The sequence below is a fragment of the Fictibacillus sp. B-59209 genome (genome assembly GCF_036216745.1).
Classification (GTDB): domain Bacteria; phylum Bacillota; class Bacilli; order Bacillales; family Fictibacillaceae; genus Fictibacillus_C; species Fictibacillus_C marinisediminis.
Genome location: NZ_JARMMC010000012.1, coordinates 39,267 through 64,571, shown reverse-complemented (window position 1 = coordinate 64,571; position 25,305 = coordinate 39,267). Strand labels below are relative to the sequence as shown.

The 25,305-nt window shown below is 43.3% G+C and carries 31 protein-coding genes, 12 tRNA genes and 1 pseudogene; 4 read left to right on the top strand and 40 right to left on the bottom strand.

Translation table 11 applies throughout. The features are described from left to right. Positions 1-92: 92 nt before the first annotated feature. From P4361_RS08565 to P4361_RS08505, 13 genes are all read right to left on the bottom strand, one after another. Positions 93-169, bottom strand: a tRNA-Ile gene (locus tag P4361_RS08565). Positions 170-179: 10 nt separating this feature from the next. Beyond that, positions 180-253 (bottom strand) — tRNA-Gly (locus tag P4361_RS08560). 8 nt (positions 254-261) lie between these two features. Then, positions 262-338: transfer RNA gene (locus P4361_RS08555), tRNA-Pro, on the bottom strand. A 3-nt stretch (positions 339-341) separates the two neighbouring features. Continuing rightward, positions 342-418 (bottom strand) — tRNA-Arg (locus P4361_RS08550). Between the two features lie 42 nt (positions 419-460). After that, positions 461-546: transfer RNA gene (locus P4361_RS08545), tRNA-Leu, on the bottom strand. A gap of 24 nt (positions 547-570) precedes the next feature. Further along, positions 571-655, bottom strand: a tRNA-Leu gene (locus tag P4361_RS08540). Between the two features lie 28 nt (positions 656-683). Next, positions 684-759: transfer RNA gene (locus tag P4361_RS08535), tRNA-Lys, on the bottom strand. An 8-nt stretch (positions 760-767) separates the two neighbouring features. After that, positions 768-842 (bottom strand) — tRNA-Gln (locus P4361_RS08530). Positions 843-880: 38 nt separating this feature from the next. After that, positions 881-956, bottom strand: a tRNA-Asp gene (locus tag P4361_RS08525). 50 nt (positions 957-1,006) lie between these two features. Beyond that, positions 1,007-1,081, bottom strand: a tRNA-Glu gene (locus tag P4361_RS08520). 5 nt (positions 1,082-1,086) lie between these two features. After that, a tRNA-Ser gene (locus tag P4361_RS08515) sits at positions 1,087-1,177 on the bottom strand. 5 nt (positions 1,178-1,182) lie between these two features. After that, a tRNA-Asn gene (locus tag P4361_RS08510) sits at positions 1,183-1,257 on the bottom strand. Between the two features lie 154 nt (positions 1,258-1,411). After that, on the bottom strand, positions 1,412-1,861 hold the full coding sequence (locus P4361_RS08505; protein ID WP_053356083.1) for a SprT family protein: 450 nt from the start codon (positions 1,859-1,861) through the stop codon (positions 1,412-1,414). 96 nt (positions 1,862-1,957) lie between these two features. On the opposite strand from P4361_RS08505, the gene cmpA reads away from it, so the two are divergent. Beyond that, positions 1,958-2,092: a cortex morphogenetic protein CmpA gene (gene cmpA / locus P4361_RS08500; RefSeq protein WP_091010572.1), complete on the top strand. Its 135-nt coding sequence runs from the start codon at positions 1,958-1,960 to the stop codon at positions 2,090-2,092. 12 nt (positions 2,093-2,104) lie between these two features. Here cmpA and P4361_RS08495 read toward each other — a convergent pair whose 3' ends face one another. From P4361_RS08495 to acpS, 14 genes are all read right to left on the bottom strand, one after another. After that, a complete protein-coding gene (locus P4361_RS08495) occupies positions 2,105-4,303 on the bottom strand; it encodes a Tex family protein (protein ID WP_328089028.1) in 2,199 nt (732 codons plus the stop codon). 365 nt (positions 4,304-4,668) lie between these two features. Further along, entirely contained in the window at positions 4,669-5,277 is a 609-nt protein-coding gene (locus tag P4361_RS08490) for a protein phosphatase 2C domain-containing protein (protein WP_328089025.1), read from the bottom strand. Then, a complete protein-coding gene (gene sigB / locus P4361_RS08485; RefSeq protein ID WP_053356086.1) occupies positions 5,274-6,065 on the bottom strand; it encodes an RNA polymerase sigma factor SigB in 792 nt (263 codons plus the stop codon). Before sigB ends, P4361_RS08490 begins: the two co-directional genes overlap by 4 nt. Next, the gene (rsbW, locus tag P4361_RS08480; protein WP_062240160.1) at positions 6,031-6,513 is read right to left on the bottom strand and encodes an anti-sigma B factor RsbW; all 483 of its coding nucleotides are present in this window, start codon (positions 6,511-6,513) and stop codon (positions 6,031-6,033) included. The genes sigB and rsbW overlap by 35 nt, the downstream gene beginning before the upstream one ends. Continuing rightward, the gene (locus P4361_RS08475; protein ID WP_053356088.1) at positions 6,510-6,842 is read right to left on the bottom strand and encodes an STAS domain-containing protein; all 333 of its coding nucleotides are present in this window, start codon (positions 6,840-6,842) and stop codon (positions 6,510-6,512) included. Before P4361_RS08475 ends, rsbW begins: the two co-directional genes overlap by 4 nt. 61 nt (positions 6,843-6,903) lie before the next feature. Then, positions 6,904-7,911: a PP2C family protein-serine/threonine phosphatase gene (locus P4361_RS08470; protein WP_328089022.1), complete on the bottom strand. Its 1,008-nt coding sequence runs from the start codon at positions 7,909-7,911 to the stop codon at positions 6,904-6,906. Between the two features lie 10 nt (positions 7,912-7,921). Next, a complete protein-coding gene (locus P4361_RS08465; RefSeq protein WP_053356090.1) occupies positions 7,922-8,323 on the bottom strand; it encodes an anti-sigma regulatory factor in 402 nt (133 codons plus the stop codon). A 2-nt stretch (positions 8,324-8,325) separates the two neighbouring features. Continuing rightward, positions 8,326-8,682 (bottom strand): STAS domain-containing protein, encoded by a 357-nt coding sequence (locus P4361_RS08460; protein ID WP_007200230.1) that lies wholly within the window; start codon positions 8,680-8,682, stop codon positions 8,326-8,328. Between the two features lie 12 nt (positions 8,683-8,694). Beyond that, entirely contained in the window at positions 8,695-9,510 is an 816-nt protein-coding gene (locus tag P4361_RS08455; RefSeq protein ID WP_091010564.1) for an STAS domain-containing protein, read from the bottom strand. 171 nt (positions 9,511-9,681) lie between these two features. Next, entirely contained in the window at positions 9,682-10,032 is a 351-nt protein-coding gene (gene ndoA / locus P4361_RS08450) for a type II toxin-antitoxin system endoribonuclease NdoA (protein WP_007200228.1), read from the bottom strand. Between the two features lie 4 nt (positions 10,033-10,036). After that, positions 10,037-10,318: a CopG family ribbon-helix-helix protein gene (locus tag P4361_RS08445; RefSeq protein ID WP_053356092.1), complete on the bottom strand. Its 282-nt coding sequence runs from the start codon at positions 10,316-10,318 to the stop codon at positions 10,037-10,039. A 187-nt stretch (positions 10,319-10,505) separates the two neighbouring features. Beyond that, a complete protein-coding gene (gene alr, locus P4361_RS08440) occupies positions 10,506-11,651 on the bottom strand; it encodes an alanine racemase (protein ID WP_328089018.1) in 1,146 nt (381 codons plus the stop codon). Positions 11,652-11,786: 135 nt separating this feature from the next. Further along, the gene (locus tag P4361_RS08435) at positions 11,787-12,821 is read right to left on the bottom strand and encodes a LolA family protein (RefSeq protein WP_062240149.1); all 1,035 of its coding nucleotides are present in this window, start codon (positions 12,819-12,821) and stop codon (positions 11,787-11,789) included. 157 nt (positions 12,822-12,978) lie between these two features. After that, complete coding sequence (acpS, locus tag P4361_RS08430) at positions 12,979-13,338, bottom strand: holo-ACP synthase (protein ID WP_053356095.1); 360 nt, start codon at positions 13,336-13,338, stop codon at positions 12,979-12,981. Between the two features lie 88 nt (positions 13,339-13,426). Here acpS and P4361_RS08425 point away from each other — a divergent pair, with 88 nt between their 5' ends. Further along, positions 13,427-14,032: a rhomboid family intramembrane serine protease gene (locus P4361_RS08425; RefSeq protein WP_053356096.1), complete on the top strand. Its 606-nt coding sequence runs from the start codon at positions 13,427-13,429 to the stop codon at positions 14,030-14,032. A gap of 126 nt (positions 14,033-14,158) precedes the next feature. On the opposite strand, the gene P4361_RS08420 is transcribed toward P4361_RS08425, so the two are convergent. From P4361_RS08420 to P4361_RS08390, 7 genes are all read right to left on the bottom strand, one after another. Continuing rightward, on the bottom strand, positions 14,159-14,386 hold the full coding sequence (locus P4361_RS08420) for a hypothetical protein (protein ID WP_328089016.1): 228 nt from the start codon (positions 14,384-14,386) through the stop codon (positions 14,159-14,161). Positions 14,387-14,765: 379 nt separating this feature from the next. Then, complete coding sequence (locus P4361_RS08415) at positions 14,766-15,986, bottom strand: D-alanyl-D-alanine carboxypeptidase family protein (protein ID WP_256227765.1); 1,221 nt, start codon at positions 15,984-15,986, stop codon at positions 14,766-14,768. Between the two features lie 194 nt (positions 15,987-16,180). Continuing rightward, positions 16,181-17,125 (bottom strand): magnesium transporter CorA family protein, encoded by a 945-nt coding sequence (locus tag P4361_RS08410; protein WP_328089013.1) that lies wholly within the window; start codon positions 17,123-17,125, stop codon positions 16,181-16,183. Positions 17,126-17,151: 26 nt separating this feature from the next. Next, the gene (locus tag P4361_RS08405) at positions 17,152-17,493 is read right to left on the bottom strand and encodes a hypothetical protein (RefSeq protein WP_053356100.1); all 342 of its coding nucleotides are present in this window, start codon (positions 17,491-17,493) and stop codon (positions 17,152-17,154) included. Positions 17,494-17,517: 24 nt separating this feature from the next. Continuing rightward, entirely contained in the window at positions 17,518-17,931 is a 414-nt protein-coding gene (locus P4361_RS08400) for an NUDIX hydrolase (RefSeq protein WP_328089012.1), read from the bottom strand. Between the two features lie 20 nt (positions 17,932-17,951). Next, positions 17,952-18,344, bottom strand: coding sequence for a VOC family protein (locus tag P4361_RS08395; protein ID WP_328089010.1), 393 nt, complete (start codon positions 18,342-18,344; stop codon positions 17,952-17,954). A gap of 111 nt (positions 18,345-18,455) precedes the next feature. Continuing rightward, positions 18,456-19,343 (bottom strand): hypothetical protein, encoded by an 888-nt coding sequence (locus P4361_RS08390; RefSeq protein WP_053356102.1) that lies wholly within the window; start codon positions 19,341-19,343, stop codon positions 18,456-18,458. A 225-nt stretch (positions 19,344-19,568) separates the two neighbouring features. On the opposite strand from P4361_RS08390, the gene P4361_RS08385 reads away from it, so the two are divergent. Further along, positions 19,569-20,840, top strand: a complete 1,272-nt coding sequence (locus tag P4361_RS08385; RefSeq protein ID WP_328089008.1) for a tetratricopeptide repeat protein — start codon at positions 19,569-19,571, stop codon at positions 20,838-20,840. 14 nt (positions 20,841-20,854) lie between these two features. Then, on the top strand, positions 20,855-21,085 hold the full coding sequence (locus P4361_RS08380) for a hypothetical protein (RefSeq protein WP_062240124.1): 231 nt from the start codon (positions 20,855-20,857) through the stop codon (positions 21,083-21,085). A 31-nt stretch (positions 21,086-21,116) separates the two neighbouring features. Here the strand turns inward: P4361_RS08380 and P4361_RS08375 are convergent. The 6 genes and pseudogenes from P4361_RS08375 to P4361_RS08350 all read right to left on the bottom strand — a co-directional run. Then, a pseudogene (locus P4361_RS08375) lies at positions 21,117-21,452 on the bottom strand (L,D-transpeptidase); the annotation flags it as partial. Positions 21,453-21,497: 45 nt separating this feature from the next. Further along, a complete protein-coding gene (locus P4361_RS08370; RefSeq protein WP_328089005.1) occupies positions 21,498-22,025 on the bottom strand; it encodes a DNA-3-methyladenine glycosylase I in 528 nt (175 codons plus the stop codon). Positions 22,026-22,145: 120 nt separating this feature from the next. Beyond that, complete coding sequence (lepB, locus tag P4361_RS08365; RefSeq protein ID WP_082683654.1) at positions 22,146-22,694, bottom strand: signal peptidase I; 549 nt, start codon at positions 22,692-22,694, stop codon at positions 22,146-22,148. A gap of 412 nt (positions 22,695-23,106) precedes the next feature. Next, positions 23,107-23,454 (bottom strand): VOC family protein, encoded by a 348-nt coding sequence (locus P4361_RS08360; protein ID WP_328089004.1) that lies wholly within the window; start codon positions 23,452-23,454, stop codon positions 23,107-23,109. An 11-nt stretch (positions 23,455-23,465) separates the two neighbouring features. Next, a complete protein-coding gene (locus P4361_RS08355; protein ID WP_328089002.1) occupies positions 23,466-24,491 on the bottom strand; it encodes an S-adenosylmethionine:tRNA ribosyltransferase-isomerase in 1,026 nt (341 codons plus the stop codon). Then, complete coding sequence (locus P4361_RS08350) at positions 24,491-25,216, bottom strand: SDR family oxidoreductase (protein ID WP_328089001.1); 726 nt, start codon at positions 25,214-25,216, stop codon at positions 24,491-24,493. Before P4361_RS08350 ends, P4361_RS08355 begins: the two co-directional genes overlap by 1 nt. Between the last annotated feature and the right edge of the window lie 89 nt (positions 25,217-25,305).

Genomic DNA, 25,305 nt, shown 5'->3' with positions numbered 1-25,305 from the left:
TTGGTTTTCAAAGAACATTTGCTACTAGTTAGTGTAGCTTAGCTATTATACCCATTAGAAGAGCGGATGTCAAGTACATTGCCCTTAAAAAATGGTGGGCCTAAATGGACTCGAACCATCGACCTCACGCTTATCAGGCGTGCGCTCTAACCAGCTGAGCTATAGGCCCAAAAATTAAATGGAGCGGGTGATGAGAATCGAACTCACGACCAGAGCTTGGAAGGCTCTTGTTTTACCACTAAACTACACCCGCGAAAAAGATGGTCGGGAAGACAGGATTTGAACCTGCGACCCCCTGGTCCCAAACCAGGTGCTCTACCAAGCTGAGCCACTTCCCGTTATGGCGCGCCCTGAGAGATTCGAACTCCCGACCTTTTGATTCGTAGTCAAACACTCTATCCAGCTGAGCTAAGGGCGCATATTATTTTATTTCTTTATTTAAATGTTATATGAGAAGCTTTGGTGCGGTCGAGAGGACTCGAACCTCCACGGGGTTGCCCCCACTAGCCCCTCAAGCTAGCGCGTCTGCCATTCCGCCACGACCGCAAAGCAATTAAAGTTTTAAAAAAATGGTGCGGGTGAAGGGACTCGAACCCCCACGTCATAAGACACTAGATCCTAAGTCTAGCGCGTCTGCCAATTCCGCCACACCCGCATGTGTGTTTGTGTTGCTATTATTAAGATGGTGAGCCATGAAGGACTCGAACCTTCGACCCTCTGATTAAAAGTCAGATGCTCTACCAACTGAGCTAATGGCTCATGAAAGATGGCTGGGCTAGCAGGATTCGAACCTACGAGTGACGGAGTCAAAGTCCGTTGCCTTACCACTTGGCTATAGCCCAATAATTTCATGTGTTAATGTATGTTGTTTGATAAAAAATGGCGGACCCGACCGGGGTCGAACCGGCGATCTCCTGCGTGACAGGCAGGCATGTTAACCACTACACCACGAGTCCATATTTATGTTTGTAAGAAAATCGTTTGGTTTTTTCTAACGAAAACAACTTGGTGACCCGTACGGGATTCGAACCCGTGTTACCGCCGTGAAAGGGCGGTGTCTTAACCGCTTGACCAACGGGCCACAACTGGCAGAGAAGAAGGGATTCGAACCCTCGCGCCGCGTTAGCGACCTACACCCTTAGCAGGGGCGCCCCTTGAGCCACTTGGGTACTTCTCTGTAATTGGCTCCACAGGTAGGACTCGAACCTACGACCGATCGGTTAACAGCCGATAGCTCTACCACTGAGCTACTGTGGAATGTGTTTTTGAGACATTTAATATCATACTTTGTTCAGCCTCAAAAGTCAATATGTTTTTTGGAATTTATTTTGTCTATGTAAGGACAAGATGTCTTTCAGCGACTTTATTAATCTAACACAGATCAGACTTTCTAGTCAACACTTTTTTAGCTTTAAGTTAAAATCAATTTCCCTCTGCATTTTCCGCATACATATTTAGCCGTATTGACCCTGCGCTTACGCTTATATTGCTGCTTGCAGTTTGAACATATATAAAGATATTTATACGGCTGTGTTGTCCTGGCTCCAGGCAATGCTTCGCAATAGCGCAGCCCGCCAACCTTCTTCAGAAGCTGCTTAAATTCCGGGTCCCGATGTTTATAGCCCCTGCCTTCTATGTGGAGATGGTAATGGCACAATTCATGTTTAATGATGCCTACGAGCGCTTCATAGCCGAACTCAGTCAGCTGCCTCGGATTGATCTCTATATCATGGGACCTCAGCAAATATCGCCCTCCAGTAGTTCTCAGCCGGGCATTAAAGCGGGCTGTATGCCGAAAGCGCTTTTGGAAAAAATCCTGTGAAAGATGTTCAACAAGATGTTGTAGATCCTTTTGTTCCATTTCTTTTCCTTTCTCCTTCTAAAACAAAAAGTTGGTCACATCAACAAGCCATGAGACATAGACTAAATCACGCTTGAATAAGTGGAGGTTTTGTCTATGCCTACATGGTTTAAGAAGCAACTTAGAAAAGCCTACTATCAAAAAGACCGTTATCAGATCCGTCTTTTAAATCAATGCTGGTTTTTTTATAATCAAAAGAACTGCACGACTGAAAGCAACACTCTGCCATAAATTCAGCGAGGATTACTGGGCATCTGGCGGCAGCATAGTTAACGCCACTCTCCCTTTCGCCAGATCGACACTGTCTACCCATACGGTGACAACCTGGCCGACACTCACGACATCCATCGGATGCTTCACAAAGCGTTTGGCCAGTTTAGAAATATGAACAAGGCCATCCTGTTTCACGCCAATATCTACAAAGGCCCCAAAATCAACGACGTTCCGGACGGTTCCTTCAAGTTCCATCCCTTTTTCCAGATCTTCAAGCTTTAGCACATCCGTTTTCAGCAGCGGCTTTGATAATTCTTCCCGGACATCCCGGTTGGGCCGCAATAAGCCGTCAATGATATCCTGAAGAGTTGGTTCCCCAATCGTTAATTTGGCTGCCATTGATTTTATATCAATGGTTTTCAGCTTGGATTTTAAATCGTCTGAGCCAATCTCCTGCAGTTCACTGCCTATTTCCTTTAAAAGCTGGAGTGTTTCTTTATAGCTCTCCGGGTGAATGGCTGTTTGGTCAAGCGGGTTTTTCCCGTCAGGAATCCTTAAGAAGCCGATACATTGCTCATAGGTTTTCGCACCGAGCCTCGGAATTTTTTTCAATTCTTCCCGCTTCACGAATTTCCCCTTTTCCTCTCTTACCTTTACAATGTTCTGTGCCACGGTCTTGGACAAGCCTGCTACATATTGAAGAAGGGACGAGGAAGCGGTATTCACATTAACACCTACCTGGTTCACAGCTGTTTCCACGACAAAGGTTAAAGATTCGTTCAGACGTTTTTGTGAGACATCATGCTGATACTGTCCCACACCGACAGACTTCGGATCAATTTTCACCAGTTCAGCGAGCGGATCCTGCAGTCTCCGAGCGATGGATATCGCACTGCGTTCCTCGACCTGCAGTTCGGGAAACTCTTCCCTTGCGATAGCAGAAGCTGAATAAACACTGGCGCCCGCCTCGTTTACGATGATATAAGAAACAGATTCCTCAATGCTTTTAATCGTATTGACAATGAACTGTTCCGTTTCTCTTGAAGCGGTTCCGTTTCCGATGGCAATGACATGTATGCCATACTTTGCGATCAGTTCTTTGACCACTGCTTCGGATTTTTGTACTTCCGACCTCGGCGGGGTAGGATAAATCGTCTGGATATGGAGCATCTTTCCGGTCTCGTCCACCACACCAAGTTTGCAGCCTGTCCGGTAAGCAGGATCCACACCGAGTACCATTCTTCCCTTTAATGGAGACTGAAGAAGTAGGTTCCTCAAGTTCTCAGAGAAAATGTGGATTGCCTGCTCTTCACCCTTATCCGTTAGTTCATTCCGGATATCGCGTTCAATAGAAGAAGCAATCAGTCTTCTATAGCTGTCTTCAATGGTCACTTTTAGGAATGATACCACCGGTGATGAGGGATTTTTAATTACAGTGCGATTGAGTCTTTCAATGATTTTCTCTGAAGGAGCCTCAATATCCACTTTTAGAACGTCTTCCTTTTCACCCCGGTTTACAGCAAGAATACGGTGAGGAACGATTTTCTGAACAGGCTCAGTGTACTCATAGTACATTTCATATACCTTTTTCTCGTCCTCTCCATTTTTCTTCAATGACGTTTGCAGCTTTCCTTCTTTAAACGTCAGGTCTCTGATCCACGTTCTGATGGAAGCATCATCTGACAGCTGTTCGGCAATGATGTCTTGAGCGCCCGCAACAGCATCTTCCACTGTATGTACTTCTTTTTCCTCAGAAAGAAATTCCGAAGCTTTTTGCAGGACATCTCCTTGTGCAGGCTGGCTCATCATCCAGTCTGCAAACGGTTCAAGCCCTTTTTCCTTGGCTGCAGTCGCCCTGGTTCTTCGCTTTTGCTTGTAGGGACGGTATAAATCTTCTATCACTTGCAATTTTTTAGCCTTTGAAATGGCAGCAGCTAGCTCATCCGTCAGTTTCCCCTGTTCCCCGATCAGCCTGAGAACTTCCTCTTTACGCTCTTTAAGGTTTTCGGAATAATGCCATCTATCCATGATTTCTTTGATTTGAACTTCATCCAGTCCGCCTGTCAGCTCTTTCCGGTACCTGGCGATAAAGGGGACCGTGTTGCCGTCTTTTAATAAATCGATAACGTTTACTACTTGTTTTTGTTTAACACCCAATTCTTTGGCAATATCCAAATAGCCATTATCCGTTTTTTCGATTGTTCCTTCCAATAGAAGTACCCCTTTCATTACTGTAAAAATGACATCATATACTCTTCTAGTTTAACACTTTCCACACCTTTTAAGAAAACATGAGCCGGACGCAATAAAAAAAGCATCCACGTTCGGATGCTCAATACCGCCACTCCTCCTCCTCCTTGATGCAGGAACCGTGAATGGAAGCATAATGTTTAGTAACAGACGGGCTTTCCAAAATAATTTCTGTCCTTTTGGCAAGGCTGACGTAACGCACAATATAGTAAAAAGCGATAAAACCCAGGGTAATCCAAATCCAAAAACCAGGATTCAAAACGCATCACCCCTTTTCAATTAATATATGGAGATCATTCATAATTACCACAAAAAAAGCCGAGGCTCAATCGGCCCGGCTTATATTATGCATGCGACACTTTTCCTACGAGGCAGGTAGCATCATCAATTAATTTTTGAGAAAGGTTTCCAAAGTAAGCCGCAGACTCCTTTGGCGAAACCATATTTGTCAAGATGCTGCGGCTTTGCGTATGAATTTCCATTCCGTCAGAATAAATAATAAAAGCAGTCTGATTATCAAAAGGAAATTGCTGAATCCGAAATTTTTGGGGTTTTCCAGAGAGAAATCCCACAGTCGGAAGGGGATAAATTAACTTACGGTCTTTTCCGGCCATCATAAAGCGGATGTTTCCAACACCAGCATAAATCACTGCCTCCTGCCGGAAATCAATCTTAAAGATGGAAAGAACCGCTCCGCGAGTCCCTTTCAGCTCCTCATTACACACCTTCATGAGTTCCTCAACATCTAATTGATGATTCTGCTCAACTGCATTTACAGCTGCCTGAGAAGCAGTTCTTGCCATACTCCCGCTTCCTAGCCCATCTGCTAGTGCACAAATAAAATAATCACGGGTTTCCGTGACATAAAAACTATCTCCGCATAGATCATTACCCTTCTTAGGCTTTTGAAAGGAAGAGACAGCTATTTTGTCATAGGAATAGTCCTGGATCATTTTAAAGCCTCCGATGGTTCAACGCGAATTGCTTCCCGAAGTTTTTCAAGTGCTCTCCTTTGAAGGCGAGAAACATGCATTTGAGAAATTTCAAGCCGTTCTCCTGTTTCTTTCTGGCTTAGATTCTCAAAATACGTACATTTCAAAATTTCTTGTTCTCTTTCAGAAAGAACAGCGAACGCCTTCTGCAGCAGCATTCTTTTATCGATCTGGTCAAAGCCGGCATCCTGAGATCCGACAAGATCCAGCAATGTTACTGTACTTCCTTCTTGATCTGCTTCAATTGAACTGTCGACAGAAAGAGCTTGATAACTTTTGCCCATCTCCATCGTCTCCAGTACTTCTTCCTCCGTGACCTCCAAGAAGTCGGCAATTTCCTGGATTTTCGGAGAACGCTGAAGCTGGTTCGTCAGTTCTTCTACGGCTTTTTTTATACGCGGTCCAAGTTCCTTAATCCGTCTCGGTACGTGGACACTCCAGGTCTTATCCCGGATAAAGCGTTTAATTTCACCAATGATGGTAGGAACCGCAAACGATTCGAATGAACGGCCGAATTCAGGATCATACCTGCGGAGTGCAGCCAGCAGTCCAATCATCCCTACCTGTACTAAATCATCATGAATGCTTTTGCCCTTTGAAAACTTTCGGGCGAGTGAATGGACAAGGTCTTGGTATTGATGTACAAGCTTGGTTTGAAGAATTTCATTTTGCGGATCGTTCTGAAGCTCATCGATCCACTTATATACTTCTTCCTTATTGCGTAGGTGCTGGTGAGGTCCTGTCGACATTTTCCTTCACCTCATCTCTGTGAAGATACTTCGTCATCATTACGATCACACCCGCTTCACCGCTAATTTCCACTTTATCCATCAATGATTCAATTAGGAAGAGGCCAAGACCTCCTTCATTCAATTGTTCCACGGATTTCCCTTCTACAGGTCCGAGTGATTCGTTTATATCATCATAATCAAAGCTCTTGCCATGGTCTACAACCATAATTTCGAGCCGGTCTTCATATACGCCACAGCCAATCCGGATTTGTCCTTTTTCCGTTTCTGTGTACGCATGATTAACTGCATTCGTACAGGCTTCTGAAACGGCAATTTTGATATCTTCAATTTCGTCAAAAACAAAACCCATCCGGTTGGCGATACCAGATATCGTCAGACGCACCACACCGACATAGTCGGGTTTGGCAGGTACTGTCATTTCGATAAAATCAGAGGCTTTATTCATCTGGCCTCCCCCTTTACCTCATTGTCTATATCCATTACCTCAGTCAGTCCGGTAATTTCAAACAATCGTTTAACTCTTTCGGTCATTCCGCGAAGCTTCAGCGAACTGTCATTCTTCTTGGTTGACTTCAAAGCTCCGACAAAAATTCCAAGGCCTGTACTGTCCATATAATCAATGTGCTGAAGATCAATCATGATTTGTACATTTTTCTCCTCTGTAAGAGGAACCAGCACTTCCTTAAGTTTTGGTGCAGTGTATGCGTCTACTTCTCCAGCTAATATTAAATAGTGAACTCCATTAGTTTCTTCATGTTTAATTTGCAGATTCATTTTTTTCCCCCCAGGTTGTTATCATAAACCCATAAAATGATTTACCCTTTTTCAAAAACGGTTAAACCATTCTTTTTAGAATAATAAGTGTAAAGTCATCTCTTAGTTCAAATTCCTGAAGTCTCTCAAGCTCTGTAAACACACAATCGACAATTTCCTGAGCAGGTTTATGCATATTCTCACGGATCAGAGAAACAATCTCATCTCTTTCGATGAACCCTTTGCTAGTTCGGCACTCTGTCACGCCATCGGAAAGAAGAATAATCATATCACCCTGATCGAGCTGTTTTTCATATTCCATATATTTGGTCGTTCGGGAAACACCCAAAACGAGACCCTTGGCAAACATGTCTTCAAACTCGTCGCTTTCCGCTTTATAAAAAAAACCGGGCTCATGTCCTGCACCGGCAAAATAAAACTTATGGACATCTGTGTCATACAGCCCATAAAGCATAGTAATAAACATGTTCGGATGCACGTTCTGTTCAACGACTCTATTTAAATTTTCAAGCAGGAGATTAGGCTGCATACGCTGTTCAGGCAAGCTGTCCATGGCATATTTAATCATGGACATACATAGCGCAGCCGGTATTCCCTTGCCGATGATATCAGCTACTGCAACGCTGATTGATTTATCGTCTTTTACAAAATTAAAGTAATCTCCGTTCATCTTCTTGGCCGGAACACTGATCACTCCAATATCCAGAGAATCCACCTCTGGGACATCACTGATCAGAAGTGTCTGCTGCATGCTCGCAGCGACTTCAATTTCAGATTCAAGCTGGCGCTGCCGTGTCCTTAAGCTCTGATGCTCACGGTAAGCAAACCCATACCCGATCATGACTTCCAGAAGAAAATCAAAAGAATCCTTCATTCCATCCGTCATGTCGGGAAAAAGCTCATTCAGCACGTTAACGTGATGGCTGATCACATCTTCGGGAGAGATCTGCTGCTCGATCAGCTTCCTGCTGAATTGCTGCCCTTTATATAGGGCGGTCTCGCTTTTCCCTTTAAGATAGGTAGTCAGCAAGTCTTTATATCGATCTATAATCATTTCTCTTTCGTTCATTGAACACCTCCTAACGAAGCCACTTCGTAGCAAGGATCTCTGTCCCGCTGTCTAACGTTGAATCAATGGAAAACTCGTCCATTAAACGCTTAACTCCAGGCAGCCCCGCCCCTAGTCCTCCAGAAGTCGTGTATCCATCTTGCATAACTTTTCGGATATCCCGAATCCCAGGACCGTTATCAACGGCGATGATTCGGAGTCCTTTCCTGCCCATTTGTTCAACCGGCTCCAGACAAATTTTTCCGCTGCCGGCATACAAGTAGATGTTACGTGCCAACTCAGAAATGGCGGTTGTAATCCGCGCCTGATCCACATTGCCGAACCCCAGTTCTTTTGCCATGTTTCTGCCTAACTGCCGGGCACTGACGATATCCCATTCATTGCAAACTTCTACACAGGATTGGATGTCCATACTCATCCCTCCAGTTCCAGTCGCAATTTATCAAGCCCTTGTTCAAGATCAAGCGCCGTCGGAACCTCTCTCATTGAAATCCCTAAATCAATCAGTGTAATTGCAACTGCAGGCTGAATACCAGTCAAAACCACTTGTGCTCCCATCAGTTTTGACATACGGACGACATCTCCTAATACTTTGGCGATGAAGGAGTCGATCATATCTACGGATGTCAGGTCAATTACTACACCTTTGGCGCCGGTGTCATGAATCTTATTAAGCAGATCTTCTTGAAACTGCAGAGCTGTCTGATCGTCGAGCTCTACTTGAATCGTAATAAGAAGATACTCATGCAGTTTCAAAATAGGAATCCTCATTTTCCCCACTCCCTATTTATCCTTAACGATTTGTTGGTTTGTAATTTCCAGAGCTCTTTCCATCCCTTTTTGCAGTGTGCTTTTCGTAGGAAAAAGGCTTAAATCAATGCCAAGACTAACAATGGTCTGGGCGATTTCCGGCCTGATTCCGACCAGAATACAAGTGGAGCCCAGCAGCCTGACTGCATCAGCAGCCTGGATAATATGGTGAGCAACCATTGTATCGACAACGGGAACACCTGTAATATCAATAAGAACGACTTGAGAACGGTATTGAATCACTCCCTCGAGCAGGTTCTCCATAATCAGCTTTGCGCGTTCTGTATCGATGGTTCCAATCAGCGGCATAACACTAATATGCTGAAATACCGGAATAAGCGGTGCTGATAATTCAAGCAACGCTGACTTTTGAATAGAAACGGTACGTTCCCAAATCTGAGAAGAATTTTGAACTACTGAATTTAAAATAGGATCCATCCAGCGGTCTACTTCCCTGTATATATCTATTGCTGTATCCTTTTGAATATCTTCCTCAATAATAATCTCCAGAACAATCCTTCGAAACGTCTGAAGACCTTGTGTTAAATATTCAAGCGGCATGTTCGTCCGCAATACTTTATCGAAAAAACGTTCCAATGTCCCATCAGCTGAAATATCGCCCTGGCTGATATGATGAATCAGCAATGATAAAAATTCCTTGTTCAGCTGATTGTACATGTGGGGTGTCATAACGCTTGTCTCACTTTTGAAAGCATTAAGCTCCCTGGACCAAAGCTCATCTATTTCGTTGCGTTTACTTAAGATAATATTGATGATGGCCGCGTTCATTCTATACCCCCTTACGATCGGTACACTATATTTATTATTCCATTTCTCACTCATTCTTGCAATCTTTTGCTATATAGTTCGCCTGCAATTCCCAAAAGCTGTGCTTATTTACATTAGTAAAAATTTTCAATTAAAAAGACTGCCAATTCCCAGGGAGAAATGGCAGTTTGTTTAAAAGTCTATAAGACCGAGACTGATTTGTAACGCTTCATCAACGCGACGCATCATCTCATCATCAAGATGCGTGATTTTGTCGGTCAGCCTTTGTTTATCAATCGTACGTATTTGCTCCAGCAAGATAACAGAATCCCGTTCGAATCCATATTTCTTCGCATTGATCTCAACATGCGTCGGCAGTTTTGCCTTTTGGATTTGAGCGGTTATGGCTGCGACAATAACAGTAGGACTAAATCGGTTACCGATATCATTTTGAATAATCAAAACCGGTCTGATTCCCCCTTGTTCCGATCCAACTACAGGGGAAAGGTCTGCAAAGTAAACGTCTCCGCGTTTTACGATCAAAGGGCTACACCCCGCTAACTAAGCGGTCTAAGGTAATTTCAGCTTCCTCCTCTAAAAGAAAGGCTTCTGATGCAATGTTCAAATTGATTTTTGCCATTTCCATATAACCCTGTCTCATAGATTCACGAATGTGACGTTTCTTCTTCTCGCGGATATACATCTTAGTCGCCTGATGTATAAATTCGCTGCGGTCCAAATTCTCATTCTTAATCATCCGGTCTACCTCATTGATAATCTGTTGAGGAAGACTAATTACGATCCTCTTTGTGTTAGCCAATTCGGACACACCTACACCTCCAGAGCAAAGCTTATCTACGATTTGCTACGATCATTCTTAACCAAATATAATCTTATCACTTAAGATAAGGGTTTGCAAAACGATTTCAAAGTAAATATTCTTCAAGATTTTTAATAGTCCTGCTAATATTCTGCTAAAAATTTAAAATTACATTCATTTTTTCTAAAATTCGACCTTACTTTTTGTAAACACGGGGGACACGAGATGTAATTAAACACGGAATTTCGTAGTTTATCGTACCGATTTGAGCGGCAAGATCATCAATAGAGATCTTTTCGTCCCCCTGGCAGCCGATTAACGTAACAAGATCACCGACCTTCATCTCACGGGGAAGGCGGATCATGCATTGGTCCATGCAGACCCTTCCTGCGAACGGAACTTTCCTGCCCCCAGCCAGTGCATGACCTTTTTCAGCATAGCGTCTCATCCAGCCGTCGGCATAGCCGATCGGAAGCGTGCCGATCCACTCTTCCTCCTTGGCGGTATAGGTGGCGCCATAGCTTACTGTATCTCCCCGTTGAACTTTTTTTACATGAACAAGCCGGGTATGCAGGGAAAAGGCTTCTTTTAACGGAATAGGAAGTACGCTTTTCACTTCCTCTGAAGGAGCGAGTCCGTACATCGAGATTCCGATTCTTGCAATATTAAAGACTCTGTCAGGGAACCTTAGAGAGGCCGCACTGTTTCCGCAATGGATAAAGAGCGGTGCTGCACCCGTTTCACGGATCCATTCCAAGCTTCGCGCAAACCTTTCAAATTGTTTGTCCACCAGATCAGATTCCAGTTCATCCGCCGTGGCAAAGTGGGTAAACACGCCCTCCAGGCAAAATTGGGGAATTTCCTCTATTTTCAAGGCCAGATTCTTCGTTTCCTCTGCTTCTCTCGTTCCAATCCGTCCCATTCCCGTGTCAATTTTAAGGTGGAGGTTGACCCTCTTCTCTCCTTGAATATAAACTGAAGCCTCATCGACCCAGTCCGCTTGAAAAACGGTAAGTGAAATATCATTTTCCGCTGCAAGTGCTGCATCTACCGGCCTGGTCCGGCCCAGTACAAGAATTGGTGCCTGTATGCCTTGTTTTCGAAGAGACAGTGCTTCATCCAATAATGCAACTGCAAGATAGGTTGCCCCTGCTTCAAGTGCCGTTTTTGCGACAGGCAGCGCTCCGTGTCCGTATCCATCCGCTTTCACTACGGCCATAATTTCCGTTCGGTCTGGAAGCAGGCCGCGGAATGAGCGAATATTCTCTTTGATGCTGGACAAATCAACCTCTGCCCAAGTGTCTCTGTAAAACTCCCGAGTATCCAAACTTATCCGTCCCATCTATCTATATCTTCTTCTTATAGAAATTCGTCTATTCGTTATTCTACAACATTCATCCTATTTACGTAAGGGCAAATACAGAATAAAAAAGGCTGATTCACAAAATGCGAAATCAGCCAAATCCTTTTAACTTTATTATTTTGAGCCTTGAGCGGAAACCGAACGCGCAATGGCCATCAGTTCTTCCTGATCAAGCGAATTGGATGCAAGGAAAAAATCCACTCCCTTATACGTCCATGATATCGACTTATCATTCATCGCTCCAACGGTGTAGCCCAGATCAACGGGTTCTCCGCCAGGCATGGTCAGCCTTTCTGGTTTTCCGGCAGTTGTCTGAACGGCTTCATTTTTTCTTTCAATCAATGTAAATGTTTTTTTATTATTTTCATCCGAGAAACTGAGAACAACTTGTTTGCCGTCATGCACGCTAACTTCCTTTTCATTGGTCAATTCGATATTCCCAGGGCCGCTGTACTTCGGATACAATACTTCCATCGCCTTTTGGTCACTTTTCTGGCTCATCGCCGGCAGTTCCAGCTGTGCTCCTGTCATGTTAGTCTCCATGTCAAAAGCGCCCTTATCAAATTTAGCATCGAACTTCACATTGGAGAATTGCAGCTTCACCAGTTCCTTTGCATCCTTATCCATAACTCTTACTGTTTTCGGAGCCAGATCTTTATTCAGCGTTATCTCCTGCTGATACAGGTTTTTATTTTGATAGTTGGTTTTCGTATGGAAAACATACGAATTCTCCTTCGCTTTAAATCCTCGGTCCGTATCATTCAGTATGTCTGCTGCCAGAGACTCAAACAAATAGACCTGACTGTTATTTTCCGGCCAGTCGCTTTGGAATCTGAAGCTTTTATTCAGAGCAGGCGTTAAAACAAAAACACCTTCTTTATTCCTTAGGATCATCTGGCTTTGATCCTTCTTGGCGTTTTTTAGATTCACACGATAGAAGTTTGGTTTCTTATGCCACACTTCCAGCTGATACTGAATTGGTTTCTCGCCCGTATTCAGTGTCATGACGGCATCTGCTTTGTATCCCGTCATTTCCTCCATCTTCTTATCCAGCGACGTTACTACATCTTCCTGGCTTTTCGCTCCGCAGCCCGCCAATCCGAATATGAATAGAAACGCCATCAAGGTTATTGACAGTGTCTTCTTCATGTTCTTATCCCCTTTGCCCTTTATTTTACAAAGGAAGGGCACCCTGTATTTACGCTCTCAACCACGCAAACAGGATGTCCTTCCTGACCGCATTACAATATATGTGGGCAAATGGGACAATATGCAGACTAGCATGACGAGCTCTGAAAATCGAAGCTTATTCTGGAGCAGTTTCCAGCACGACTTGTGCCACAGCAAATTCTTTGGAATGTGAAATGGAAAGATGGGCGATCTTATCCGTTCCGCCGAATATGACAGGCTTCCCGTTATCATTTTTCGCAATCTCGATATCCTGCCACGACAGATGCTTCCCGATTCCCGTTCCCACTGCCTTTGCATAGGCTTCCTTGGCAGCAAAACGCCCCGCCAGAAATTCAGCCTGCCTTCTTCCCTTTAAAACGCCATACGCCTCAAGCTCTTTTTTAGTGAGGATCCGATTGGGAAAACGAACTTGCTTCTGGCAGACCTCTTCTATCCTTGCAATCTCCACAATGTCAATTCCCGTGCCAATAATCATCATTGCTTCCTTTCTACGGCTTTCGTATTTCTTATTTGTATTGCCGTTGTGCTAAGATAAATATACTACATACAGGTGGTGATGCTGGTTGTTTGTAAGGGAGGAAAATTTCAAGACTTTTATCAGGCTTTACCCTGTCATTTCAATCCTGACAGCTCTTCATTTGATCGTTTTTCTCCTGCTTAATATTGGACCGCAGGCGGACTTTCTTTATTATTATTTTGCCGGCTCTAACTATTACATCTCCCAGGGAGAATATTGGAGGCTCGCCACACCGATCATTACACACGTCAGCCTTACGCACGTGCTCTTCAATTCATTTTCACTCGTTATTTTCGGTCCTGCCCTTGAGAGAATTCTTGGCAAAGGCAAATTTCTGATCGGATATTTTGGTGCCGGCATTATTGCAGATATCGCAACCTATTTTATTCTCCCCCTTAACTTTGCCCATATCGGAGCATCAGGTGCTATTTTTGGGCTGTTCGGCATCTATCTTTATTTGATGTATGCACGCAAAGAATATTTAGTAGGGGCAGGCAACAAACAGATATTGCTTGTCGTTCTGGTCTTCAGTTTAATCACCACGTTTACCAGCGAAGGTATTAATATTTACGGCCATTTATTCGGCCTCATTGCCGGCGCTGCCCTGGCACCCGTCTTAATGGCGTTTGTGCCAAGGCAAAAATTCCGGTAAAACAGCGAAAAGGGGCTGTCCAAGAAGTCTGTAAGCTGTTGATTTCCGTTCCAGGCTGCTCGCTTTCCGCGGGGCGTGCGGTGAGCCTCTTGGTGCAAGCACCGGCGGNNTCTGGACAGCCCCTTTTTATAGGTGCTTTTTCATGGCCTCCTGCAGCGTCGATAAAAAGGAGAATTCCTCATCTGCATTCAGCGCGTTCATTTGTTTCGCATGTTCAGGCTTTACTCCGACGATGACTGCTTCAATCCCGCCCAATATAGGATAAGGCAGTGAACAAGCTTTCCATCTGCTGCAGCCCTTCACGTGTAATAGAGCCTGCACCGGTAAAATCGAACAGCATCGTATCCAGGTCATGCTTATACGCGCTTTTCAGCGTATTTGTCTGACAGTAGGAACGATTGCTGCAAGCTCCTGAAGTATAACAAAACACTGCAGCTTCATTTAGTAATTTCCATTAGTTGGATATTAAGGGGAAACTATGTGAGTACTGCGGCATAAAAAAAGAGAGGAGATCCTCTCTTTACGTATAAATACACTTTTTTAATTGGTCAGCGACATGATCGCGGTCATCATCATTAAAATAAACACCGTCACTACAAGTATCCTGATTTTCGTATTAATATCCATAAAAACCCACCTATCAGCACCCTTATTTATACTTCTACTATATTTCTTTCGATTCAACTGCCGAATTTATGATGATTTCAGAAGAAAACACCCTCCAAAGAAGGTGTTATTTAATAAACGTATAGTTCTTCTCCAGCCTTTTCATCCGCTGTTCTTTTCTCTTTTTCTTTTTCATGCGGACGATCACCATGCAGGAGACAAGCAGTAGAAACAGGCTGTAGAAGAAGACTGCCGTCCTTGTGGTTAACTGCAGCGGCGTTATTTCTTTTACCTTTTCTGCCGTGCTTGAAGCCATTTTGCTGGCTGCTTTTTTGGGGCTTGGATGAAACAGCTGAACTGCGGCCAGCTCATTTCCTTTGCTGTCCTGCACCGTTAATTCCCCGTTTGAAGAAACATTCTTTGTATAATTCTCCCCCATAGGGAGTGTAAATTCAAGGTCCCTTTTCAAGGCATGTTCTTTTCCGGCAGAATCCTCAATCATGGTTCCTTTGGAAAGTTTCTGCCTCTGAAAATGGTTAAACCCGTATTCGAAAAGTGAAATGGTATCTCTGTAAGACGCCTTAGCCGTCGGAGCTTTTAAGACCACCGCAATAAAATCCATTCCATTTCTGGACACCGAGGTGACAAGCGTGTGTTTCGCCTGACTGACATAGCCGTTTTTGACCCCTGTCGTGCCCGGGTAGTCCCATAGCAGACGATGATGATTCACAAGGGTTGTATTCCAGCCCTTTACGTGCCAAGGGAGATCTTTTATACTCACAATTCTTTGGAACTCCTTATTTTTCATGGCGACTTGAGTGATCTTGGCCATATCTTCTGCTGTTGTATAATGATCAGGATTAAATAATCCGTTCGGCGTCACAAAATGGGTATGCGTGGCTCCTGCCTTTTTCGCAAATTCATTCATTTTATCGGCAAATGAAGGCACATCTCCTGCAAGATATTCCGCAATTGCTACAGCTGCGTCATTTCCGGAGTTCACGATCATTCCCTCTACAAGCTTCTTTAAAGGAAGCTGTTCTCCCTCAGATAAATAGACCCTTGTTCCATCTGTCAGGGTCGCATTTTTACTAATGGTTACCATTTCATCCATTTTACCGGACTCGATGGCAAGGATTGCCGTTACAATTTTAGTGATACTTGCAGGATACATCTTCTTGCTGCCCTTTTTATTATAAAGAACGTTCCCGGTTTTCTGATCAATCAGGATGGCACTCTGGCTTTTTACTTTCGGTGCTTCGCTTGTGCTGGCGTGCGCCGGTACCGTTGGTGCCAGAATTCCAGATAATAAACATAAGGACATGATGGTTTGAAAAATTTTCTTCATTCGCCGCTGACAACTCCCGTCTACATACTCCCTATAACATTTCGAACGAAATATCCTACTATTAATGGTAAGTTGGTTGGTTTTTAATTTAAATTTTTTTCCAATAGTTTTGGATTCGACAAAAGTAGTCAAATCTTTTTTTCTATCGGATTTTTGCGGCAAATGTTTATATTTATTTTTATGGGAGTGTGTATTTATTTAAACGGGTGTTTTTTTCTGCGGCTTTTTAAAAGGTCTCCTGTCCACCCTTTCATCCTGAGCCATATGTAGATACTGATAATAGATAAACCGATGAGACCGAGTGCCCAAGCATAACCCGTTTTCCAATCGAGCTCGGGCATGTTCTTGAAATTCATACCCCAGATTGAGCCGAGCATCATACCCGGAGTGAAGATAACGGTCATAACCGTGAGTGTCTTCATAATTTCGTTTCCTCGATGTGAAGAAAGAACTTCTTCAAGGTTGATCATTGTATCTATATCTTGTTTGTAATGGCTGATCAGATTCAGTGTACGTTCGATCCTGACGCACGTCCTCCTGTATTCTCTCGTTTCTGTAATGTCATCTAAAAATGCTTCTTCCGCTGCCAGCTTAATTTCCTCAACTGGTATGGTCAGGTCTGTCCAAATTAATAATTCCTGGCGCAGATCATAAATGCGTTCCAGCAGGTTTTGATTATTATTTTTCTTCATATCATGCTGAAGGGTTTTCAGCCTGTGCTCGAACTCATCGATTCCGTCGAGATAGTTGTTCAGCACTTCGCCAAGCAGGATAAAAAAGCCTTCTGCCGCTGTTTCGCATCGATGCATCTGTTCAAGCATGCCTTTTTTCTCTGTCCGGATCAGCTTCGAAACATCCAGCCCTACTGTAACAAAATAATTTTTTGTTACGTAGAAATGAAAAAAATCATTGTTATATTCATCTTCTCCCAGATCATCTTTTTCATAGATAAGGCAGCCGTTCAGGACGGGATTGCCGTCGTGCTCTATTCGTAAATAATTGCTTGTTTCTTCTTTTATATTGTTGATCCAGTGAGAACTATCCGGCAGCTCGTGAACCATGTTCTTGAGGTATTGTGCCTTTTGTCCTGCTGACTCTATTTCATACCATTTCCACTTCGCTAAAAATTGATGGTTCACAAGATCTCTTCCTTTCCTGACCGCTGCTACATCTCAAAATCTCCGGCTCCTTTTTTCCTCGCCCAGGCCAAACAGTGCTGCACAAGCATTTGGCGCAACTGGCCCTCCCCGGACATGGTACATAAATGGGTGATGAGAGCCCTCGGCTTTTCAGTTAAGGAAACGGGATCTTTCTTGTTGAGCCGGACAACCGCATAACCATGGAGAACTCCCTCTTCTTCCGCAGCAAACACCCCGACATCTTCACGTTCCAACGCGGAGACCCATTGTTCTTTTGACCATTCATCCATTAAATTATCCGGATTTCCTACTAATTCTTTCATATTTTGAAAATCAGCAGCCGTGCCCTTTCGAATAGATCTGCTCATTTTTCTCCTCCCCTAACATTTTTTCTAAACAGAGACCGGTTCAGCCATTTCAATTAAAACAGGCCGGTCTTCCGGAAAAGAGAGAATTAACCGGCCAATTTCTTCTGCCGATTTCCAGGAGATTTCATGGATCAGCTGGTCGGGGTCCTGTATAGCCGGAACACCCGAAAGAATAGTTGCCTCAAAGTAATGTACCTCAACTTCAATGCCATATGTTTTGCCCTTTTTAATGAAAAGACGGCTGCCCACTTTTACCCGATAACCTGTTTCCTCCCAAAATTCCCGTGCACAGCATTCTTGAAACGTTTCCCCGGGTTCAACCTGCCCTGATGGAACGCTCCATCTCTTTTCTTCCCCCATCTGACCCTGCAGCACCATGACGATTTTGTTTTCTTCGTTTCTGCAAATTCCCGCCGCTCCATACCAGACTGCGTCCATCCTTTATCATTTCTCCTTTATTAGAACTTCATGTGAGGAGTATGTGCAACTTCCAGCACATATCCGTCAGGATCTCTGAAGTCTACCGTATAATATCCCTTTGAATAGCGGGGTACTTCAACAGGGCCCCTGATCATCTCTGCACCGGCTTCCTGCAGATAGCTGCCGACACGATCAACCACATCGCGTGAGACTGCCTGAAAGCAAATGTGCCTTGGCCCTGCAGAATCAGTCCGCGGAACGTCGGCCTCCTTTAAATAGACCTCGATATGTCCAGAACTGAACATGCCTTTCCCGATCTCTTTCCACCCAATCAAAGCAAACAGCGTTTCATAAAATTTCAGAGATTCTTCCATCGAGTTCACCCAGAATTCAATATGGTTGATTCCTGGGATCCATTCTCTTTCTTTCACGTATCTCCCTCCTTTCCAAAGCATGTTCATTCATTAGATAACCTCTTCTTCCGAATAAGAAAAAATCCTGCAGTATCACCACCGCAGGATTGAACATTATGTGTATTTGATTTAAGAAATCTTTCGGCTTTCAACGATTTTACGATTCGTATGGTCCCAAGTAAACAAGGTTTTGCTGTCTTGCTGCAAGAGAGAAAGCGAGCGGCTCGTACATTCCACCACTTGCGAGTTTGGAATTGCATGTGTGAACTGTTCACCGGTATGCAGATTAACATACACAATCTTTTCCGTTTTCCCTGTGGCAAGATCCAATTCATACACCATGATCTCATCCTCTACATGATAGAGTGTTCTCGGCGATATACTCAGCGGATATTCTCTTACCACTTTCTCTTTACTGTTCAAGACAATGATTTTCTTTGGATCGCCGTTTAGAATGGGAGCCGCTGAAATGTAAACCTCATCCTTAATGCAAAGGATATCGGTAGGTGCCATATTCTTTCCCAGGTTCACTCTTTTTTTCTTATTGTCTTTAATGACGTAGAGGACAGCTTGATCTTCCTCTACAATATAACAGGAAACATAAATGGCTCCTTGGTTCTTCTCGACTTCCCACAGGTAACCGTTCACTTTCCATTCTTTTATAAGCTTCGGCTGTTCCTTTGAGAAAATAAGAAGCGAGCCTTTAGACCCATCACCTTCACAAGCGATGACAACACTGTCATCAAACTCATAAAAATTCGGTCGGCCGTTGACTTTATGTGAGATGAGCCTGCCATTTTCATGGTCAAAGATATAGATGGTGTGCCGTTTGTTTTTTGTATCCTGGGCTTTGGCAAACCAGTAATTTTTTTTATTATCCATGAACACATCAGTATATGGAGTAGAGTCATCAAGTTCGCTGGCTGAAGGCTTTCCGGCTGAACCTGGATCATTTGAGACATATAGCAGCTCCTGGATGTCTGATTCTTGCGCTGATAATGTATACATTTTCGCCATTATGTTCTCCTCCATTTCTTTATGGCCGGTTATAACTTTCTTACCATCCGGACAAATCTTTGAAATTATTTTAATTATGTAATTCTAGCAAAAACTGATTATTTTCTGTTATATTTATCTTAACAGACTATTCTGTAGGTATGTATTGGGAAAAGTAGTAGTATTGGTACGTGATGAGTAGGGGGTTAGCATGACAATTTTCCCAAGTTCGGAAAGGGGGATTTTATGGTCGGTCAAAGAATAAGATATTATAGAAAAACCAAAGGCCTAACCCAGGAAGAACTGGCTCAGGGAATCTGTTCTGTTTCCTACTTGAGTAAGATTGAGAAAGGGGATGCGAAGTCCAGCGAGGAAGTCATTAATCTCCTATGTGAACGTTTAGGTATTTCGCCCGAGGAAGTCGACAGCAACGAGATCCTCGAACTGCTCAATGAGTGGAATATGCTGATGGTGAATCGTCGGTTTGAGGAAGCGGATGATTTTTTTGAGAAAGTTCAGGAAAAAATGCAAATCGTAAATGAGCCTGAGCTTATTTTAAGATATGAGTTGTTTTTGGCGAGGTATTATATTGTTACGGCTAACCCAAACATAAATGCAGCCAGCAATCTTTTATTAAAAGTTAATAATCTAAAAGAGCAACTTACGCCTGAACTTATATTCTATTTTAATATTGTTTCGGGCAGCCTTAATATTAATCAAAATAATCATAAACTTTCAATACAATTTTTCAAAAAAGCTGAGGACATTTACAATACAACAAACAGTAATATTAACGAGAGTGATGTTGCAGTATTATACTATTTAACCGCTCTTGCCTATGGTTACTTGATGCGTATAAGCGCAGTCAATTCTTATGCCTTTAAAGCGATAGGAATTTTTGATAAAGAATATAATTATAGTAGAAGTGCGGATTGTCAAATATTGCTAGCTATTAGCTACAGAAGAGTTCAAAATTACGATCAAGCAGAATATCACCTTAATCAAGCTTTAAAATATTCTAGATCGTTTCATGATAATTTCACCTCAGGTGTTATTTATCATAACCTCGGCTATGTTTTTTCTTGTAAAAAAGAACATCTTAAAGCTGTAGAATTTTTTAAAAAAAGTCTTTTTTATAAAGAGAAAGATGGGGACCCTGAACGTATAGCTGGAACCAGTTATATGCTGGCTCAAGAATTTTTTGAACTTCAGGATTTTGAACAGGCCCGACAGTGGATAAAAAAAAGCTTTGATAACTTGGGTAATAATACGACTAGTGATTTTTATTACCATTTGCAAATATTAAATTATAGAGTTGAAGGTTCGGAATATACCTGGTCAGAGTTTGAAACATTTGTTAGTAAAGAAGCTATACCTCATTTTGAAAAAAGAAATATGTGGGAATATGTTTCGCTTTATTCTGAACTGCTTGCTGATTCATATTTTGATCAAAGCCAATATAAAAAGGCAAGTTTGTTCTATAGAATATCAAATAATAGTAGAAAAAAGATATTTTAATGGAGGAATTTTTCATGAAAAGAGTTATTACTGGTTTTTTGATACTAACATTTATGTTGGCTTTAGCTTTCCCTATTTTTAAAAACAGCGCATTTGATGAGCTTCCTAAAACAATCGTGAAGCTTACTGCCTTTGATGAACTTCCTAAAACCTTTAAGCTTACTGCCTTTGATGAACTTCCTAAAACAAGCCCTAAACTTGTAGCTTTTGATGAGTTACCTGACTTGGGTTCTAGCAGTTGCTGAGTATATATTTTGAGCCGCTTAGGCTCTTTTTTCATCTCCCAATATAAACTTTCGTACCAACCGGAAGAATTCTGGACAATTCGAGCACATCTCTGTTAAACATTCTGATGCATCCTTTTGATACCCTTTTTCCGATGGATGACGGGTTGTTGGTTCCATGAATCCCATAGTGGGGCGCTGAGAGGCCCATCCACATGGCTCCAAACGGGCCGCCTGGATTAGGCTGTTTATTAATAATCCGATACGTACCCACTGGGGTCGGGGTCAGCATTTTACCCACTGCTATAGGATATCGCTTGATTGTCCTTCCATTTTGCATTAAAACAAGTCTCTTGCGGCCAACCGATATTAAAATTTCATATGCCAATTGAGCCACCTCCACTCTTACAGTATGTAAGTGGAGGTGGTTCTGTTATCTGGCCTTTTCCTTTATCGCCTGTGAATGGAGATGGCAGCCTTCCTCATGCTGCGGCTGCATCATTCCCGTTGCCATTAAAAAGCTTTCCGCAGTTGTCAGTCCAATATGTTTGAATGTCTGCTTGATGGCCTTTTGCTTCTCCAGATGATCTGCTGGCAGCTGCTCAAAAAAAGTAATAAGGCTCCCCTGCTCATTAATCAGTACATCACATCTTCTCGCATTCTCAATGGTTGCTTCAATCTTTCTTCGGTGCCTGACAATACCTTCATTACTTAACAGCCGTACAATATCATCCTCAGTGAAATTCATTACCTCTTTGATATCAAACTGACAGAATGCTTCTCTGAAATTCTCACGTTTGTGCAGGATCGTCCTCCAGCTGAGGCCCGCCTGGAACATCTCTAAAGCTAGACACTCAAATAATTTAGTGTCGTCTTTAACCTGTTTCCCCCACTCCTCATCGTGATATGCCGTCAGCAGTTCACTGTCACGGCTCCACTTGCATCTCACTGTCTCTTCCATTTCTTTAACCTCCTTGGTGCCAGGCACCGCCAATTACATACTTGTGTAAAATCGGTGCCTGGCACTTCTACATAGCATCTCTAAAATAAAAACCTGGCCAGTGTGGTCAGGTTTTTTAGCTTACTTTGTTTGTCGGATGTCTTTGAACGGATAGATGACCACTTCGGAGCGGCCTTCCACTGAGCTGATGTTAATGAGGCCCAGGCCGTTTCTTGAATCCATACTGTTCAATCGGTTGTCACCCATTACGAAGATTTTTCCTTTAGGAATTTTAATCGGCCCGAAGTCTTCTGTTAAATAAACACCGAGGCTTCGCGCCTGCTTTTTGTTTTTAGATAAATAGGGTTCTTTTATCGGCTTGCCGTTTACCAAAAGCTTGTCACTGTGAACTTGGATGGTGTCACCTTCCACTCCAATTACACGTTTAACATACCGTTTGTCCGTGCCTTTGATAATCACGATATCCCCAATTTTCGGTTCAGATACCGAATAGATAATTTTATTTACATATAATTTATCATGGTTATGCAAGGTTGGAGACATGGATGCTCCTTCTACCATGTATGGTGCGAAGAAAAAGGTTTTAATAATATATACAAGGACGAGAGCAAATACGATAGACTTGATCCAGCTGAAGAGTTCATTCCCTTTTTTAGCTTTTTGCTCCATAATGTTCACACCTTTCTTGGTCAGGTGAACTAGTCACCCATTTTCTCTTTTTATTGTACCGTATGTATATCTCTGCGGTCACGTAAATTATCGGCTGTCCCGCTCCGGGCTGTCAAGAATACGGTTTGGCGCGTATTTTGCGAGAATCGGCGCGTATTCCGGGCAGATTGGCGCGTAAACCAGCTTAAGCCGCGCGTATTTCGCTAATTACGAAGATTTCTCTATCGGATCAAGAGCTTTACCTCGGGTATTTTAGCCCGCTGTCTTTTATTGTAGCAAAAACAGCGAACGCCAAAACACTTTTGAAAAAATTTACAAAGTCATTTAAAAGTGTTACTTGATAATCTTTTATAATGCCAGGAAATACTCATTAAAAAAGCCAGAGGTACCTTGACCTCCAGCCATTCTCCACCTATTGTTCTTCCACAAACTCTATCATTTCACCTGATGGCCCTTCATAAAAGACAGTACGCCAGCCGTTTTCCAAAACATATGGTCCTTCTGACGGAACAATTCCTTCCTGCTGAAGTCTGCCAGCCAAATATTCTAAATCGTCCGTTTGATAAGCAACATGGACTGCTTCACCTACCGTACCCGTTTGTGCAATCAGTTCGATCTTCATGCTTCCGCTCTCTAAGAACAAGAGTTCCTCCCCCATCCAGCGGGTACGAAACAGTTCCTTCATGTTTAATGCTTTTATATAAAATTCCGCTGCCGCATCCAAGTCTTTCACTGCAATCCCGTAATGATGGACCCTCATGTTTTCCATCCTTATAGGATCAGGTTCATGTCACCGAACTCATGCCAAAAGTACTTTTGGGTGATCGCCTCTTCGTATGATACTTTTAAAAGTTCTGGAGAAACAAAAGCTGACAGCAGATCGAGGTGGCTTGCTTCGGGCTCATGCAGACCTGTGATCAATCCGTCTGCGATTTGAAGTTTGGTTTCGGCGGTAATATATAAATTCGTCCACCCGCTAGCCGCCTTTAAGCGGCCATCGTGATCGGCGCCTGACTCAAGGGCACGGACGACTGTCGTTCCAACCGCAATCACTTTATTGCCGTTCTTCTTCGCTTGGTGAACCGCCTGCACAGTTTCTTCAGGTATCGTGTATTCTTCCATATTTTCGCGCGGCTCTACATGCCATTTATCATCCATTAAATAACTTAAGCCCGTATGCAGCTGGATATAGGCAATCTTTACTCCTTTTTTCTGAAGGCGGAAAAGCAGTTCCCAGCTAAATGCCCGCCCGGCTGACGGCATTTCAACAGAGCCTGGAGAGGTCGCAAAAACAGTCTGATAGTAATCAAGTTCCCACGGTGTCTTAATATATTCATAACGTACCGGCTGTCCGATCTGATAGATTTGATCATACAGTGCCGAGCAGCAGAGATTAAACTCAAGTACAGCAAATGGATTGGCTGTTTCCGTTGTTAAGATAGAAGCGGTTAAGAGTGGGGAAAACATGATTTTGTCCCCTGCTTTCACGGTATTGGAAAGGATCAAGGCCTCCCAGATCCCTTCACTTTTCCGGTGAGCCAGCCTGACTTCTACCACGGTTCCATCCTCAAGCTGTCCCTGCAGCACCGCAGGAATCGTTCTGCTTGCGTTCAACACGAGAACATCTCCCGCTTTCAAAAAGTGGTCCAGCTGATAAAACCGCGTATGAGAAGTATGGCCGTTTACTCTGTCTATGACCATCATTTTTACATAATCTCTGCGCAATCCTCTCCGTTCAGGAGGCATGCTGGCATTTAACTCTTCTGGAAGGAAAAAGGAAATGGCTTCTGCACTCATCAGCTTTCTCTCCCTTCCATCGTAAATTCCTGCGCACTGAACCGTTTACCGTTCTCTACAGAAGAATCTTCGGAAGCAAGGTATCCGAAGACATGAACAAGATCATTCGGATCAGCCAGTTCATAATCACAATCCGGTACAGCAAGGGCATGCATTTCGGTATCCATTTCCCCAGGGTCCACCATGTTCACCCTTACACCAGTCTCTGCCACTTCGTCTGCCCACGTTTCAGTCAGCCCTTCAAGTGCAAACTTCGAAATTCCATATGCTCCCCAGCCTGCGTATCCTACGTTTCCAGCCTCGGACGTTACATTGATGATGCTTCCTTTGTTCCGCTGCAGCATGGCCGGCAGGACTCTGCGTGTCACCAGGAACGGTCCGATGGAATTGACGCGGATCACCTCAGCAAAATCCTCTTCCGGATAATCCAGCAAATAAGGCATCGGGCTTGGTCCGAGCATGGAGGCATTGTTAATGAGTACATCAATATGTCCGAAATAGTCTTCTGTCAGCGCAACGAAACGTTCCACATCTCTCGCCCGGGAGGCATCCGCCGTTACCGCCAGAACGTCAGCACCATATGCTTCTGTTTCCTCCTTTACGTTGAGCAGTTCACCTTCTGTTCGGGCACAGATCGCTAGGTTAAATCCTTCCTTTGCAAAGTAAAGAGCGAGTGCCTTTCCTAATCCTCTTGAGGCTCCGGTAATCATCACTACTTTCTTCATTTTTTATTCCTCCTTATTTTTTATACTTTTTATACATTTTTGTTTAATAAGTATCTTTATTATAATTGTATGAAATTTCAAACGTCAAT